Source organism: Xanthomonas sp. CFBP 8443 (genome assembly GCF_025666195.1).
In the GTDB taxonomy this organism is placed as follows: domain Bacteria; phylum Pseudomonadota; class Gammaproteobacteria; order Xanthomonadales; family Xanthomonadaceae; genus Xanthomonas_A.
Window position 1 is genome coordinate 2,029,389 of record NZ_CP102592.1, and the last position, 14,548, is coordinate 2,043,936.

The window sequence follows — 14,548 nt, forward strand, 5'->3', positions numbered from 1 at the left end:
CTACATGGGGAATGTGGTTTGCAAAGTTCGCGGTGGCGTATCGTCATGGTGTGGCTGGCGCTGGCGATGTACTGGCCTGCGGCTGTGCATGCGCGTCCGTCGGTGTTGGTATTGGGACGCATCAGCGACAACCCCAAGGCCCACTACGAGCAGTTGAAGCCGTTGCTGGATTACGTGGTGCCGCGCATGCGCGACGTCGGCATCACCTCCGGGCAGATCCTGATGGCCCGCGACAGCCAGCAGATGAGCAGCTACCTGCGCCGCGGCCGCGTCGATTGGGTCACCGAGACCGCGTCCACCGCGATGGCGCTGCAACAGCGCGGCGGGGTGCGGCCGCTGCTGCTGACCGAACGCGGCGGCGTGCGCGAATACCACACCGTGTTCTTCGTGCGCCGCGACGGCCCGCTGCACTCGCTGGACGACCTGCGCGGCCGCACCCTGGCATTGCAGAGCACCTTGTCCACCAGTGCCTACCTGGTGCCGATGATGACCCTGCTCGAGCATGACCTGCACCCGGAGATCCTGCTCTCGCCGAAGGACCAGGCATCGGCCAACACGGTCGGCTACGTGTTCGCGCGCTCGGAACTCAACATCGCCTCCTACGTGCACAAACACCTGGTGGACGCCGGCGCGCTGAGCAACCTGGATTGGGACGACGACCGCCGCGTTCCGCCCGCGTTCCGCCGCGATTTCCGGGTGATCTACCGCAGCGAAGCGTATCCGCGCGCGGTGGAGATGGTGCGCGGCGACCTGGCCTCGCCGGTGGAGGCGCGGCTGCGCGAGGTGTTGCTGGAGGCCGCCGACGATCCGCAGGGCAGTGCGGCGCTGCGCAAGTTCTTCGGCACGTCCGGCTTCTATCCGCTGGACCAGGCCTCGCAGAAGCGGCTGGACCAACTGCGCGCCGGCGTCGCGCGGGTCAAGCTGGAAGTCGAATGAAGACGTTGCGCTTCGGGTTGCAGGCCAGGTTCCTGCTGGCGATGGGCGTGGCCGCTGTTTTGATCCTGGCGATCCTGGCGCTGATGCTGGAGCGGCAGGCGGCGATGCAGAACGAAGTGCGCACGCTCAGCGGCAACGTGATCCATGGCCTGTTCGACCGCAGCATGCGCAGCCGCGGCGAGACGCTGGCGCAGCAGTTGTCCGAATCGCTGGCCAATCCGGTGTACTACTCGGATCTGGATGCGATCGGCAGCCAGGCGCGCTCGGCGCTGGGTTACGTGGCTGTGGCCTATGTGCTGGTCTACGACGCCGACGGGCGCCTGATCCACGACGGCAGCGACGATCTGCCCGGCTACGGCCAGCGCATGCGCGGGCCGGTGGCGGAGGCGGCGATCAAGGCCAACGGCCTGCTGGCGCAGGAGTCCAACGAGATCCTCGACGTATCGATGCCGATCATGATCGGCGACCAGCGCGTGGGCGGGGTGCGCGTGGGCATGTCCTGGGCGCGAGCGCTGGTCTACGAACGCCAGGCCGGCGAGAACCTGGACCAGCGCCTGGACGCGCTGGGCAAGCGGCACCTGGGCTGGTTGTTGCTGCTGCTGGCCGCGCTGGGGTTGACTGCGGTGATGGTGGCGATCTACGTGCAGCGCACGCTGGTGGCGCCGATCCGCTGGCTGGCCGCGGCCGCACGCCAGATCGAGGCCGGCGACTACGTGGTGGAACGCCGCGACAGTGGCCGCCGCGACGAGGTCAGCGAACTGCTGCGCGCGTTCGGGCGCATGAGCGAGGCGATCGCGCGCCACGACCGCGACGTGCGCCACATGGCCTACACCGATGCGCTGACCGGGCTGACCAACCGGCTCGCGTTCCGCGAGGCGCTGGACCATCGCATGCTGTCCGCGCGCACCTCGCAGCGGCGCCTGGCGCTGCTGTTCGCCGACATCGACGACTTCAAGCGGATCAACGACACCCTCGGCCACGAGGCCGGCGACGAGGCGCTGCTGCAGTTCGCGCGGCGCATCCAGCAGGCGGTGGACCAGCTGGGCGGGCACGACGCGCTGCTGGCGCGCTTCGGCGGCGACGAGTTCGTGATCCTGGTCGAGGACGAGCCCGAGCACGTGGTGCAGGTCGCCACCGGGTTGGCCGAGCGCCTGGTGCAGGAACTGCGCGAACCGCTGCGGATCCAGGAGCGTGAGGTGTTCATGGGCACCTCGATCGGCATCACCGTCTATCCCGGCGATGCCGAACACGCCTCGGCGCTGCTCAAGAACGGCGACATCGCGATGTACCAGGCCAAGCTGGCCGGCAAGAACTGCCACCGCTTCTACAGCCGCGCGATGGACTATGCGGTGGAGCGGCGCGTGCACATGGAGCACGAACTGCGCGGGGCCTGGGACCGCGACGAACTGAAGCTGGTGTACCAGCCGATCTTCCGCACCCTGGACCGGCGCATGGTCGGGGTGGAAGTGCTGCTGCGCTGGCAGCACCCGGCGCTGGGCACGATCTCGCCGACGGTGTTCATCGACGTGGCCGAACAGAGCGGGCTGATCGAGAGCATCGGCCCCAAGGTGCTGCGCGCGGCCTGCCACGAAGCCATGCAGTGGCAGCGCTTCGACGGCAGCCGCGACCTGTTCGTGTCGGTCAACGTCTCGCCGCGGCAGTTGCGCAGCGGCGACCTGCCGGAAATCGTCGCCGACTGCCTGCGCGAATCCGGCCTGCCGGCGGCGCAGCTGCACCTGGAGCTGACCGAGACCGCGGTGATCGGCGACGAGCTGCAGGCTGCCAGCATGCTGGCGCGGCTGCACCGCACCGGGGTCAAGGTCTGGCTGGACGACTTCGGCACCGGCTTCTCCGGGCTGAGCCACCTGCGCCAGGTGCCGGTGGACGGAGTCAAGATCGACAAGAGTTTCGTCGCCGACCTGCAGCGCGATCCGGACGACCTGGCGCTGACCACCGCGATCATCGCGATGGCGCATTCGCTGGGCATTACCGTGGTCGCCGAGGGCATCGAGCAGGAAGTGCAGTTCGAACTACTGCGCGAGCGTGGCTGCGAACTGGGGCAGGGCTTCTGGCTCAGCCATCCGCTCAGCGCCGCCGAGTTCCGCCAGTTGCTGGCCAACGAGGGCGTGCCGCGCGGCTAGGCGGGGCGCGAACGACTGCGCTCGTTTTTGTAGGAGCGGCTTCAGCCGCGACAGGCGCTATCGGTAATGCCTGTCGCGGCTGAAGCCGCTCCTACAGAGGCGATGGCAACATCGCCGGCATCGCCCTGGCAATTCGCATCAGGCCTATCGCGCCACGTTGGGAACCGACACTCCGGCTTCGGTCTGCAGCACCGGCTGCATGGTCCCGTCCGGGTTGTAATGCAGGTATTCGATCGTCACCGCGCGCCGGCCGATCGCGCCGTTCAAGTCGCCGATCGCCAGGGTCGCGTTGTGCAGGAACAGGTACCAGCGGTCCTTGAACTCCACGATGCCCGGGTGGATGGTGAAGCTGTACTTGCCCGAGCCGGTCAGTTCGCCGCGATACGTCCACGGCCCGATGAGGGCGGGCGCGGTCGAATAGGACACGTGTTCGTCGCGCTGCGTGTCCCGGTCCAGCGAGGCGTAGGTGAGGTAGTACAGATCGCCGCGCTTGTGCAGCCACGGGCCTTCCTCGAAATGCGGCGGGGTGATCTCGCGGATCGGGCCGTCGATCTCGATCATGTTCGGCTTGAGCTTGGCCAGGTAGCACTGGCGATTGCCCCAGGCGATCCAGGTGGTGCCGTCGTCGTCGGTCAGCACGGTGGGGTCGATGTCTTCCCAGCTGTGCGTGCCCTTGGGCGTCATCGCATTGGTGATCAGGGCCGAGCCGCGCGCATCCACGAACGGGCCGGTCGGCGTGTCCGCGACCGCGACCGCGATGGCCTTGCCCGGATGCGTGGCGTCGTGCTCCACCGCCGCGTAGAAATAGAACTTGCCGTTCTTCTCGATGGCCTGCGACGCCCACGCGTCCTGCTTGGCCCACTTGAAATCCTTGACGCGCATGACCGGGGCATGGGCGGTCCAGGTCTTCATGTCCTTGGTCGAATAGACCAGCCACTCGCGCATGGTGAACATCTCGTCGCGCTGCGCCTCGTCGTGGCCGACGTACAGATACAGCGTGTCGCCGACCACCAGCGGCGCAGGATCGGCGGTGAATTTGTCGCGGACGATCGGATTGGCGCCAGCGGCCAGTGCCGGCGCTGCCGCCGCGACCGCTGCGGTTGCGGCCGCCGCAAGCAGCGCCAGGAGTCCGAAACGGCATTGCCGGCGGCGCCAGGTCATCGTCAAGACGTTCATCGAGATCTCCTTTGGTAGCGCTAGCATCGCGATGCTAACTCACTGGGAGCCGGGACCGGGGACCGGGGACCGGGGACCAGGGACCCGGAACAGCGAGTTCCCGAGGCTGCAAGATTCCGAAAAAAGCCACGCGGATGGCGGCTTTTCTAATTTTGCATAGAGCTGCCAACGATGGCGTCGCGATCGTCCTCAGCGCACGGCTTTGCTTTTCCGGGTCCCCGGTCCCTGGTCCCCGGTCCCGGCGCAGCCACCGCTGCGCCCGCGCCTACAGCGCGCGCTTGCCCGTATCGCCAGGAATCTCGCGCACCAGCTTCGGCACCAGATAGCCGGACAGCCGCGCGGCCAGGGCCTGGTGCAGCGCGCGCGCGGTCGCGTCGTCCACTTCGAAATGGGCCACGCCCTCGACCCGGTCCAGCTGGTGCAGGTAGTACGGCAGCACGCCGGCGGCGAAGCTGCGCTCGCTCAGGGCGGCCAGCGCCTCGACGCTGTCGTTGACCCCACGCAGCAGCACCGCCTGGTTCAGCAGTTGCACGCCGGTACTGCGCAACTGCGCCAGCGCCGCATCGACCCCGGCGTCGAATTCGTTGGCATGGTTGGCATGGATCACGAACGCCAGCGGCCACGGCAGCGCGCGCAGCCAGGCCAGCAGCGGCGCATCGACGCGCTCGGGCAGCACCACCGGCAGGCGGCTGTGGATGCGCAGCCGCTTGAGCTGCGGAATGGTCGCCAGCGCGTCGGTCAGCTCGGCCAGCTTGGGCGTGGCCAGCGACAGCGGATCGCCGCCGGACAGGATCACCTCGTCGATGTCCGGGTCGGCGGCGATCGCCGCCACCGCCTCGCGCCAGCCGTCGCGCGCCGCGGTTTCCTCGGCATACGGGAAGTGGCGGCGGAAGCAATAGCGGCAGTGCACCGCGCAGCTGCCGGTGGCGACCAGCAGCGCGCGGCCGCGGTATTTCTGGATCACCCCGTCGGCCTTCTTGGCCGCGGCGTCGCCGACCGCGTCCAGCGCGAACCCCGGCACCCGGCGCAGTTCGGCGTCGATCGGCAGCACCTGGCGCAGCAGCGGATCGTGCGGGTCGCCATGGCGCATGCGCGCGACGAAGCCGCGCGGCACGCGCAACGCGAACTGCGTCGCAGCCTGTTCGGAGACGCCGAGCGCCTGCGGGTCCAGTCCCAGCAGCGCCAGCAATTCATGCGGGTCGCGCAACGCATCGCGCCACAGCTGCTGCCAGCGCGGCGGGGCCAATACGGTGGGGGACGGGGACGGCTGCATCGGGCGGGGGGCTGCGGTTATCATATGCGGTCATAAAACGAGCGCCCGCCGGTTGCGGCGGGGCTTCCCATTCTATCCGGCCGGCCGCCGAACGCGGCGGGTTTGCCTTACCCGAGGAGTTTCAGATGGCCAGCTACGGCATGAACGACGTCAAGAACGGGATGAAGATCCTGGTCAACAGCGAGCCCGCGATCATCACCGATACCGAATACGTCAAGCCGGGCAAGGGCCAGGCCTTCACCCGCATCAAGTACCGCTTCATCAAGTCCGGGCGCGTGGTCGAACTGACCATGAAGGCGACCGACAGCCTGGAAGCGGCCGACGTGGTCGATACCAACATGCAGTACCTGTACACCGATGGCGAGTACTGGCACTTCATGCAGCAGGAAACCTTCGAGCAGGTGCAGGCCGACAAGGCCGGCGTCGGCGAAGCGGCCAAGTGGATCAAGGGCGAGGAAGACTGCGTGGTGACGCTGTGGAACGGCACCCCGATCCAGGTCACCCCGCCGAACTTCGTCGAGCTGAAGATCGTCGAGACCGACCCGGGCGTGCGCGGCGACACCTCCGGCGGCGGCGGCAAGCCGGCCACGCTGGAAACCGGCGCGGTGGTGCGGGTGCCGCTGTTCGTCGGCCAGGACGAAATCATCAAGGTCGATACCCGCTCGGGCGAGTACTTCTCGCGCGTCAAGTAAGCCGACCGCCCGCGCGGCCGGGCGCCGCACCGACGCCTGCGGGCGGCGGCCGGCGTCGCCCAGGCGTGCGTTCGCCGCGTGCCGCCACGTATCTGCAATGCCGAATCGCCGCACCGCGATCACGGCCGATCCGTTTCCAGGAAATCCCGCGACGATGAGCCACGCCGACAGCGCCGATGCCAAATACCCGCACGACCGGGTCGTGTTCTTCAGCGATGCGGTCTTTGCCATCGCCATCACCCTGCTGGCGGTGGAGATCAAGGTGCCGGGGCATGCCCAGGTCGAGGCCGCCGGCGGCATCCTGGCCGCGTTGCAAGGGATGTTGCCGCTGTTCATCGGCTTCGCGGTGAGCTTCCTGGTCACTGCGCTGTTCTGGAAGTCGCACCTGCAGCTGTGCCGGCATATCCGCCAGTTCGACGACCGGCTGATCTGGCTCAACGTGCTGCAGCTGCTGCTGATCGGCCTGCTGCCGTTCTCAACTGCGCTGTATTCGGACTACTTCGGCAGCCACCAGGCGTTCGCGGTGTATTGCGCGCACCTGGCCGCGATCGGTGCGGCGGCCTTGCTGATGCACGCCTACGCGGTGCGCAAGGAGGGCCTGGTGCAGCGGCTGGGCGCGCTGCAGGCGCGGGCGATGACGCTGCGCGTGGCGATCGCGCCGGTGGTGTTCGCGCTGTGCATCCCGCTGGCGATGGTCGCACCGGTGCTGGGGCGGCTGGGCTTCGTGGCGGTGTTCGTGCTGCAGTGGGTGGTGATGCGCGTATACCGGCGGCGCATCCTTCTTCAGGCGGCCGCGGCGACTTGATTCTCCCTTTTCCAGAGCACTTGCGATGACCTCCATTCCCGAATCCTGCGACCTGCTGATCGAAGCCGGCTACGTGGTCCCGATCGAGCCGCATGCGGTGGTGCTGGAGGACCACGCGGTGGCGGTGCGCGGCAGCGAGATCGTCGCGGTGTTGCCGCGCGCCGAGGCGCACGCGCGCTTTTCCGCCACGCGCACCGTGTCGCGCCCGGACGCGGCGCTGCTGCCGGGCCTGGTCAACGCGCACACCCACAACCCGATGACGCTGCTGCGCGGCATCGCCGACGACCTGCCGCTGATGGTGTGGTTGCAGCAGCACATCTGGCCGGTGGAGACCGCGGTGATCGGCCCGGAGTTCGTCGCCGACGGCACTGCGCTGGCGATCGCCGAGATGCTGCGTGGCGGCACCACCTGCGCCAACGAGAACTACTTCTTCGCCGACGTGCAGGCCGCGGTGTACAAGCAGCACGGCTTCCGCGCGCGGGTGGGCACGGTGATCATCGATTTCCCGACCGCCTGGGCCAAGACCTCCGACGAATACTTCGAACGCGCCTGCGAGGTGCATGACCAGTGGCGCGACGATCCGCTGATCGGCATCGCCTTCGCCCCGCATGCGCCGTACACGGTCAACGACGCCAACTTCGAGCGGGTGCGGATGCTGTCCGACCAGCTCGACGTGCCGGTGCACCTGCACACCCACGAGACCGCGCAGGAGATCGCCGACTCGCTCAAGCAGTACGGCCAGCGCCCGCTGGCGCGGCTGGACCGGCTCGGCCTGGTCAACGACCGCCTGATCGCGGTGCACATGACCCAGCTCACCGACGCGGAGATCCACCTGTGCGCCGAGCGCGGGGTCAGCGTGGTGCATTGCCCCGAGTCCAACCTCAAGCTCGCCTCCGGCTTCTGCCCGGCCTGCGCGCTGCAGCGCGCGGGGGTGAACCTGGCGATCGGCACCGACGGCTGCGCCAGCAACAACGACCTGGACATGTTCAGCGAGAACCGCACCGCGGCGATCCTGGCCAAGGCGGTGGCCAACGACGCCACCGCGCTGGACGCGGCCAGCACGCTGCGCGCGGCCACGCTGGGTGGCGCGCGCGCGCTCGGCTTCGGCGAGAAGATCGGCTCGATCGAGGTCGGCAAGCAGGCCGACCTGATCTGCGTGGACCTGTCGGCGCTGGAGACCCAGCCGCTGCACAACGTGCTGTCGCAGCTGGTCTATGCGACCGGCCGGCAGCAGGTCAGCGACGTGTGGATCGCCGGCCAGCGCAAGCTGGAGCAGCGCGTGCTGGTGGACATGGACGTGGACGCGCTGGTCGCCAACGCGCGGCAATGGCGCGAGCGTATCCGCAGCGTGCACGCCTGATCCGCTCTACTGCCGTGCCGCGCTGCGCGCGCGGCCCAACCGAGATGCCGTCATGACCGCTTCCGCTTACAACACCTCCGCCAACTTCGACCAGGCCGAACTGGACAAGTTCGGTGCCCTGGCCACCCGCTGGTGGGACGCCGACGGCCCGCAGAAACCGCTGCACGCGCTGAACCCGGTGCGGCTGCGCTACGTCGCCGACCGGTTGCCGCTGCGCGGCGCCAGCGTGCTCGACGTGGGCTGCGGCGGCGGCCTGCTGAGCGAGGCGCTGGCCAAGGAGGGCGCGCAGGTCACCGCGATCGACCTGGCTCCGGAGCTGGTCAAGGTGGCGCGGCTGCACCAGCTCGAGTCCGGCGTGGAGGTCGACTACCGCGTACAGTCGGTCGAGGATCTCGCCGCCGAGCGCCCGGGCAGTTTCGACGCGATCACCTGCATGGAGATGCTCGAGCACGTGCCCGATCCGGCGGCGATCGTGCGCGCCTGCGCGACCCTGCTCAAGCCCGGCGGCCAGCTGTTCCTGTCCACGCTCAACCGCACCCCGGCCGCGTTCGCGCTGGCCATCGTCGGCGCCGAGTACGTGGCGCGGCTGCTGCCCACCGGCACCCACCGTTACCAGGATTTTATCAAGCCGGCCGAACTGGCCGCATGGCTGCGCCAGGCCGACCTGCAACTGCACGACGTCAGCGGCATGGCCTACGAGCCGTGGCGCAACCGCGCGCGGCTGTCCACGCGCACCGAGGTGAACTATCTGGCGTGTGCGGTGAAGCCGTGATTGGGGATTCGGGATTCGGGATTGGCAACAGCATGTGTGCGTGCGCGTGATGCCTTCCGATTCCCGAAGTCAGGATCGCGATGTCCAGCCGCCGCAGGCCGGGGCATCCCGGAATTTTCCGCGCGCGGTGCTGTTCGACCTGGACGGCACGCTGCTGGACAGCGCGCCGGATCTGCTGGCTGCGGCCAATGTGCTGCGGGCCGAGCGCGGGCGTGATGCGCTGACCCTGGAACAGTTGCGTCCGGTGGTGTCCAAGGGTTCGCGCGCGATGCTGGGCGTGGCTTTTCCCGACCTGCCTGCCGCTGCGCGCGATGCGCTGATCCCCGAGTTCCTGCGCCAGTACGAAACCCTGATCGGCCGGCATTCGCAGCCGTTCGACGGCATCGCGACGTTGCTGCAGCGGCTGGAAGATGCCGGCTGCGTGTGGGGCATCGTCACCAACAAGCCCGAATACCTGGCGCGGCTGATCCTGCCGCAGCTGGGCTGGGAACGGCGTTGCGCGGTGCTGATCGGCGGCGACACGCTGGCCGAGCGCAAGCCGCATCCGCTGCCGCTGCAGGTCGCCGCACAGCGCCTGGACCTGGCGCCGGCGCAGGTCGCCTACGTCGGCGACGACGAGCGCGACATCATCGCCGCGCGCGCCGCCGGCATGGCTTCGGTGGCCGTGCTGTGGGGCTATCGCCTGGACGGCGAGGATCCGCTGGCCTGGCGCGCCGATGCGCTGGTCGCCGCGCCGTCCGACCTGTTCGATGCGAGCGCCTGGCCCGGCGCACTGCAGCGTCCCTGACTTTCCGGAATCCCGTGATCGCATGAGCAGCACCTCCGCCCTGGATGCCTTTCTCGACAAATGGCGCAGCCGCTGGCCGGAATGGGCGGTGGCCGAAACGTTCGTGCCCGCGGCGCAGCGCGTGCGCGCCGTGGCCTGGTTCGCGCTGCTGCATGAATTCGACGACATCCTCAACATCGCCGGCGATCCGCTGCCGGCCGATGCCAAGCTGGCCTGGTGGGGCGAGGAATTGCGCAGCTGGGCCGCGCAACGCTCGCGGCACCCGCTGGGGCGGGTGCTGGAGCCGGTGGCCGCGCCGTGGGCGCAGCTGGCCGAGGCCTTGCCGGGCCTGCTCGCCTCGCGCGCTGCCGCGGCCGATCCGGCGCACGCCTACGAGCGCCTGGAGGCGTTCGCGCTGGCCGCCGCGCAGGTCGAGCGTGCGGTGTTCGAGGGCGAACGCGACGCCGCGTCCGCACTGGCCACGCAGGTGTTGGCGCAGCGGCTGGCCGCCGCCGGCATCGCCGCGGTGCCGCTGTCGCTGCGTGGCGGCGACGACGCGCAGGCGCAACAGCGCTGGGCGCAGGCCTTGCTGCAGCGCTGGCCGCGGCGCGTGGATGGGCCGCGACCGCGGCGCATCGTGTCGACGCTGGCGCGCGCGCGGATCGCGCAACAGGCCCGTGGCGTGCGCAAGCCGCCGAGCCAGATGGCCTCGCTGTGGCGCGCGTGGTGGGCCGGCCTGGGCTGAGGTCAGGGCCGGGATCGAGCGGCGCCGCGGCGGAGCGCGTGCCTTCGGTGTCGCCACACGCGCTTGCCGCAGCCGATCGGTGGGAGTAAGTGCGGACGCTGCCGGCGAGTAGCAGCGCCAGCCTGCGCAGTGGATGCGCGCGATCACGTGCATGACCGCTGATTTCGCCTGGCAACAGCTGCGGCGCAATCCCGCTGGCCAGCGAGCTACGCCTGACCGGCGGTCATCGATGCGCGCGTGCTTGCAATCGCTGCGGTCGCGCGCCGTCCAGTGATGCCAGATCCAGATACCGGCGTTTGCCTTGGGGCGGGCGTGGCGATCGTCTGCGCCCTGCGCCGGGCCAGCAAGTCTATGCCGCAGGGGGTAGTGCGCCCGGCGACACGGCGGCGCCATGCCGAGGCGGGACATGGAGCGGCATGCCAGCGGCTGCGGATAACGCCGTTGGCGTCTGCAACCCGATCCGGGCCCGTGCAGGGCCGTGCGCGCTTTCATGCGGCGTCGTCTGTCCTTCCATATTCAACCGGGCAGGTCGGCCGGGCGCCGCTGTCGCTCCGAATATAAGTGCAATTTGCACATGTTTAGATTTGATGCCATCATGCGCGTGAGGCAGCTTTTGTTGCAGTGGATATCGTAAAAAACAAAAGCATAGAGCGACACGCCAGCGCACTTGGCTCTATCCGAATCTATAAAGTAACGTGCTTTTTGCACTTAACAGGCGCGTTCCGCGCCAATCACGACGGCCACCGCAAGGACATTGCAATGACCCAGAACTTCGCAAGCGACATCCTGATCGTGGGCGCCGGCGCCGCCGGCCTGACCCTGGCCTTGGACCTGGCCCGCCGCAACCTGCCGTTCCGGCTGATCGACAAGCTGGACGGGCCGTTCCGCGGTTCGCGCGGCAAGGGCATCCAGCCGCGCAGCCAGGAGGTGTTCGAGGACCTGGGCATCGTCGATCGCCTGGTGGCGGCCGGCGGCGTCTATCCGCCGCAGCGCAGCTACCGCGAGGACGGCAGTTGCCGCGAATCCGCGCTGGCGGACCAGCACGGGCCCACTCCGGGCGAGCCGTATCGAATTCCGCTGATGGTGCCGCAGTTCCTGACCGAAGCGGTGATGCGCGAGCGCCTGGCCGAACTCGGCAGGCGGCCTGAATTCGGCTGCGAACTCATCGGCTTCGCCCAGGATGCGGACGGCGTGACCGCGCAGCTGCGCAGCGCACAGGGCGAGGAAACGGTGCGCGTGCGCTACCTGGTCGGTACCGACGGCGGCCGCAGCTTCGTGCGGCGTGCGCTGGGCATCGGCTTCGAAGGCAAGACCCTCGGCGTGCGCGCCGTCGTCGCCGACCTGATGCTTCACGGTCTGGACCGGCACGCCTGGCACCGCTTCAACGAGGACTCGATGCAGACGCAGCTGTCGCTGTGCCCGCTGATGGGCACGCCGCTGTTCCAGCTACAGGCGCCGGTCCCGCTGGAGGGCGAGGTCGATCTGAGCGTGCAGGGGCTGAACGAGATGATCGCCAGCCGCAGCGGCCGCGGCGATATCGTCGTCGATTCGGTCAGCTGGGCATCGGCGTTCAACATGCAGGCGCGGTTGGCGGAGCGTTACCGCGATCGGCGCGTGCTGCTCGCCGGCGACGCCGCCCACGCCCATCCGCCGACGGGCGGACAGGGCCTGAACACCAGCGTCCAGGACGCCTACAACCTCGGCTGGAAGCTCGCCGCGGTGCTCGGCGGCGCGCCACAGGCGCTGCTGGACAGCTACGAAGAAGAACGCCGCCCGGTCGCGGCGCAGATGCTGGGCCTGGCGACCAGGCTGCTGGAGGCGTCGGCGAGCGGCCCGGTGCGGCGCGGTCGCGAGGTGCAGCAGCTCGATATCGGCTACCGCGGGTCGTCGCTGGCGTTGGAGCGGCCGGCGCGCGATGGCGGCATCCGTGCCGGCGATCGCGCGGCGGACGCGCCGTGTCGCGGGGCGGGTGGGCAACCGCGGCGTTTGTTCGAGCTGTTCCAGGGGCCGCATTGGACGTTGCTCGGCTACCACGTCGACCGTGATGCGTGGGCGCCGCCCGCGCGCGCCGGCCTGCATGTCCATCGGGTGGGGCCGGACGCCGACATCGTCGACGATGCCGGGCATCTCCGCGCCGCGTATGGCCTGGCGCCCGGCGACTGGGTGCTGGTGCGTCCCGATGGCCATGTCGGTGCCATCGTCTCGGCGCACGAGGCTGCGGCGCTGGAGGCGTATCTCGGCGCGGTGGGTCTGGCGGCGTACGCGCACGCGGCTTGATCGCTGTCGGCGCCGCCCGCAGGCGAGGGCGGCGTTCGAGCGCCAGTCGCAGGCGATGCGGACGATCGTGGCGGCACCGGCGGCGATCTGTGCCGGCCACCACTGGCGTTGGCGCTATGCCGAAACGCGCGTGCGGGCGATAGTGCCTTCCCACAACAGCGCGCTGTCGGCCAGCCGCCGCAGCAGCAGCGTCAGCCGCTGTACGTCCTGCTCGCTCCAGTCGGCGAGCATCGCGCTGACGATGCGCTTGCGTGCCGCGTCGATCGCATCGACCATCTCCCGGCCCTTGCCGGTGACCAAGGCCTCGTTGACGCGCGCGTCGGTCTGCGCCGCGCGCCGGGTGACCAGCTTGAGCTTCTGCAGCTTCGCCACCTGGCGGCTGACGGTGGTGTAGTCGCGTCCAAAGCGCTCGGCCAGCTCGACCACGCCGATCGGGCCGAAGCGGGCGATGCCCACCAGCAGCGGGAACAGCGTGCTGTCCAGGGAAATGCCGGCTTCTTCGACCATCGCCGCATCGCCCTGCGGCCGGTTGATCACGCCGACCAGGTCGATCAGCGCGCCATGCAGCATCTGGATCTCGAGGTCGATGGGGGGCGTGGCGGCTTTCTTCGGCACTGGCGCGGACTCTTGCGGAAATGGGTGCAATATACATGCAGTGCGCGGGCGCGATGTCCGCCGGATCCTTGCGAGGTGTCGCTCACTGCTGCGGCACCGGTGATGCGCACCGGCACTGCGCAGATGCCGCAGCGGGCGATCTCAGTGCGAGCGTGGCGCGCGGGCTAGCGCGGCAGCAGAAAATTCGCCGTTGCCGGCGGCGCATCGCCGTCGTGGCCCAGCGCCGTGCCCTGCGCCTCGTCCTTCAATTGCACGCCGGACAGCTGGCGCCGGCAGGCCTCGCGCATCAGATACGCCAGCTTGTGTGCGGCCTGCGCATAGCTCAGGCCTTCGCCGCGGATATTGGAGATGCAGTTGCGGCAGGCATCGGTGAGGCCGATGCGCGGGGCGTAGGTGAAATACGCGCCCAGGCTGTCGGGCGAACTCAACCCGGGACGTTCGCCGATCAGCATCAGCGTCATGCGCACGCCGAGGAGCTCGCCGATCTGGTCGCCGATCGCCACGCGCCCTTGTTCGACCAGCGTCGCCGGCGCCAGCGACCAACCTTCGGCGACGGCCAGCGCGTCGATGCGCTCGAGCATCGGCAGAGCGTGCCGGTGCACCGCCAGCGCCGACAGGCCGTCGGCGACGATCACTGCCAGGTCGGCAGGTGCGCGCTGCAGCGCGGCGTGGCCGCGCAGCTGGTCGGTCGATTCCTCGCTCAGCCGGCGGCCCAGGTCCGGGCGCTGCAGGTAGACGTGGCGATCGCTGGCGGCGCTGTGCAGCAACAGCGGCTCGCGGCCGCGCCGTGCCAGTTCCGCGCGCAGCGCCGCGTGATCGAAGCGCAGGTGCACCGCGTCGCGCGCCTGTGCATGGGCGAACTGGAAATCCAGCTGCGCGGCGGTCGGCAGGCTGGTGCCGGCGCGGCCGAGCGCGATGCGCGCCGGCGTCAGCCGGCGCAACGCGTACCAGGGATCGGCACGGGCGGGGCGGTCGCTGTCGTCGTGCATA

General features: G+C 69.4%; 13 protein-coding genes. 9 read left to right on the forward strand and 4 right to left on the reverse strand.

The window, feature by feature from the left end; translation table 11 throughout:
* The first annotated feature begins 45 nt into the window (after positions 1 to 45).
* Together NUG20_RS08640 and NUG20_RS08645 are read left to right on the forward strand one after the other, a co-directional pair.
* A complete protein-coding gene (locus NUG20_RS08640) occupies positions 46 to 936 on the forward strand; it encodes a phosphate/phosphite/phosphonate ABC transporter substrate-binding protein (protein ID WP_263398427.1) in 891 nt (296 codons plus the stop codon).
* Complete coding sequence (locus tag NUG20_RS08645) at positions 933 to 3,077, forward strand: putative bifunctional diguanylate cyclase/phosphodiesterase (RefSeq protein WP_263397939.1); 2,145 nt, start codon at positions 933 to 935, stop codon at positions 3,075 to 3,077. The genes NUG20_RS08640 and NUG20_RS08645 overlap by 4 nt, the downstream gene beginning before the upstream one ends.
* A gap of 144 nt (positions 3,078 to 3,221) precedes the next feature.
* Here NUG20_RS08645 and NUG20_RS08650 read toward each other — a convergent pair whose 3' ends face one another.
* Together NUG20_RS08650 and epmB are read right to left on the reverse strand one after the other, a co-directional pair.
* Positions 3,222 to 4,253: a glycoside hydrolase family 43 protein gene (locus NUG20_RS08650; protein WP_263397940.1), complete on the reverse strand. Its 1,032-nt coding sequence runs from the start codon at positions 4,251 to 4,253 to the stop codon at positions 3,222 to 3,224.
* 265 nt (positions 4,254 to 4,518) lie between these two features.
* Complete coding sequence (gene epmB / locus NUG20_RS08655; protein ID WP_263397941.1) at positions 4,519 to 5,550, reverse strand: EF-P beta-lysylation protein EpmB; 1,032 nt, start codon at positions 5,548 to 5,550, stop codon at positions 4,519 to 4,521.
* Positions 5,551 to 5,651: 101 nt separating this feature from the next.
* Here epmB and efp point away from each other — a divergent pair, with 101 nt between their 5' ends.
* The 7 genes from efp (at position 5,652) to NUG20_RS08690 (ending at position 12,943) form a co-directional block, all read left to right on the forward strand.
* Entirely contained in the window at positions 5,652 to 6,218 is a 567-nt protein-coding gene (efp, locus tag NUG20_RS08660; RefSeq protein ID WP_263397942.1) for an elongation factor P, read from the forward strand.
* Positions 6,219 to 6,372: 154 nt separating this feature from the next.
* Positions 6,373 to 7,023, forward strand: coding sequence for a TMEM175 family protein (locus tag NUG20_RS08665; RefSeq protein WP_263397943.1), 651 nt, complete (start codon positions 6,373 to 6,375; stop codon positions 7,021 to 7,023).
* Positions 7,024 to 7,048: 25 nt separating this feature from the next.
* The gene (locus NUG20_RS08670; RefSeq protein WP_263397944.1) at positions 7,049 to 8,383 is read left to right on the forward strand and encodes a TRZ/ATZ family hydrolase; all 1,335 of its coding nucleotides are present in this window, start codon (positions 7,049 to 7,051) and stop codon (positions 8,381 to 8,383) included.
* 52 nt (positions 8,384 to 8,435) lie between these two features.
* Entirely contained in the window at positions 8,436 to 9,155 is a 720-nt protein-coding gene (gene ubiG / locus NUG20_RS08675; RefSeq protein WP_263397945.1) for a bifunctional 2-polyprenyl-6-hydroxyphenol methylase/3-demethylubiquinol 3-O-methyltransferase UbiG, read from the forward strand.
* A 49-nt stretch (positions 9,156 to 9,204) separates the two neighbouring features.
* Positions 9,205 to 9,942, forward strand: a complete 738-nt coding sequence (locus NUG20_RS08680; protein ID WP_263397946.1) for a phosphoglycolate phosphatase — start codon at positions 9,205 to 9,207, stop codon at positions 9,940 to 9,942.
* A 22-nt stretch (positions 9,943 to 9,964) separates the two neighbouring features.
* Positions 9,965 to 10,666 carry an isoprenoid biosynthesis enzyme family protein gene (locus tag NUG20_RS08685; RefSeq protein WP_263397947.1) on the forward strand — a complete coding sequence of 234 codons (702 nt, stop codon included), beginning with the start codon at positions 9,965 to 9,967 and terminating at the stop codon, positions 10,664 to 10,666.
* A 621-nt stretch (positions 10,667 to 11,287) separates the two neighbouring features.
* Positions 11,288 to 12,943 (forward strand): FAD-dependent oxidoreductase, encoded by a 1,656-nt coding sequence (locus NUG20_RS08690; protein WP_263397948.1) that lies wholly within the window; start codon positions 11,288 to 11,290, stop codon positions 12,941 to 12,943.
* A gap of 114 nt (positions 12,944 to 13,057) precedes the next feature.
* Here the strand turns inward: NUG20_RS08690 and NUG20_RS08695 are convergent, their stop codons facing one another.
* Both NUG20_RS08695 and eutC read right to left on the reverse strand, forming a co-directional pair.
* Positions 13,058 to 13,558: a MarR family winged helix-turn-helix transcriptional regulator gene (locus NUG20_RS08695; protein WP_263397949.1), complete on the reverse strand. Its 501-nt coding sequence runs from the start codon at positions 13,556 to 13,558 to the stop codon at positions 13,058 to 13,060.
* A gap of 164 nt (positions 13,559 to 13,722) precedes the next feature.
* A complete protein-coding gene (gene eutC / locus NUG20_RS08700; RefSeq protein ID WP_263397950.1) occupies positions 13,723 to 14,547 on the reverse strand; it encodes an ethanolamine ammonia-lyase subunit EutC in 825 nt (274 codons plus the stop codon).
* Position 14,548 lies beyond the last annotated feature (1 nt).